Here is a 1,073-nt window from a genome sequence, read left to right as displayed (position 1 = left end):
GTGCGGGGTGCGGTTGTGGGGCTGTGGATAACTCGTCCCGCCTTCGGGATACTTTGGTAAAGTAACTATTGACGCGTTCTTGACGCTTCCTTTGCCGTACTTTCCGCACCAGCCGAACTGGTCGAACTGGAGGACGAGCCCATCGGACACGCAGACACCCTCATCGCCATGGGTGGTGCTTTCCTCGCCGCCGCTGTTCTCGCACGCCTCGGCGGGCGCATAGGACTGCCCACCATTCCCCTCTTCATCCTGGCCGGAATCCTGCTCGGCCCGCACACGCCCGGCGTCGTGCTCGTCTCGGACCCGCACGACATGGAGATGCTCTCCGCGCTCGGTCTGGTGCTGCTGCTCTTCTACCTGGGCCTGGAGTTCCATCTGGACGACCTCAAGGCGGGCGGCCGGCGCATGGCACTCGCCGGCGGCACGTATCTCGCGCTGAACGTGGGCGCGGGGCTGGGCTTCGGGTTCGCCCTCGGGTGGGGCACCTCCGAGGCGCTGGTCCTCGCCGGGGTGCTCGGGATCTCGTCGTCCGCGATCGTCACCAAGGTGCTGGTGGACACGGGGCGGCTCGGCAACCCGGAGACGAAGCCGATACTCGGGATCATCGTGGTCGAGGACATCTTCCTCGCCCTGTATCTCGCCGCGTTGCAGCCGATCCTGTCCGGGGCGGACTCGCTTGCGTCGGCGGTGCTGGACGCGGGCAAGGCGTTCGGGTTCCTGCTGCTCCTCGCGCTGGTGGCACGGTTCGGGACGCGTGTGATCGGGCGTCTGTTCTCCACGCGGGACGACGAGTTGCTGGTGATCTCCTTCCTCGGGGCGGCGGTGTTCGTGGCCGGGGTGTCGGAGTGGTTCGGGGTGGCGGACGCGATCGGGGCGTTCATGGTGGGTCTGATGCTGGGGAGTACGGCGTCGGGGGCGCGGATACGCAAGCTCGTGCATCCGCTGCGGGACGCCTTCGGGGCGATCTTCTTCTTCGCGTTCGGTCTGTCGATCGATCCCGGTGATCTTCCGACGGTGTTGTGGCCGGTCCTGGCTGCGGTGGCGCTGACGTTGGCGATGAATGTGCTGGCGGG

At 66.9% G+C, this 1,073-nt stretch carries 1 protein-coding gene; it reads left to right on the top strand.

The annotated features are described in order from the left end of the window. Nucleotides 1–168: 168 nt before the first annotated feature. Nucleotides 169–1,073: cation:proton antiporter (locus FNH08_RS50440; RefSeq protein ID WP_152778742.1), on the top strand; the 905-nt coding region annotated here is incomplete at its 3' end.

Origin of the sequence: Streptomyces spongiae (assembly GCF_009377185.1) — a bacterium.
Classification (GTDB): domain Bacteria; phylum Actinomycetota; class Actinomycetes; order Streptomycetales; family Streptomycetaceae; genus Streptomyces; species Streptomyces spongiae.
The sequence above is the reverse complement of the archived record's forward strand: the minus strand, read 5'-3'. Positions and strand labels throughout refer to the sequence as shown.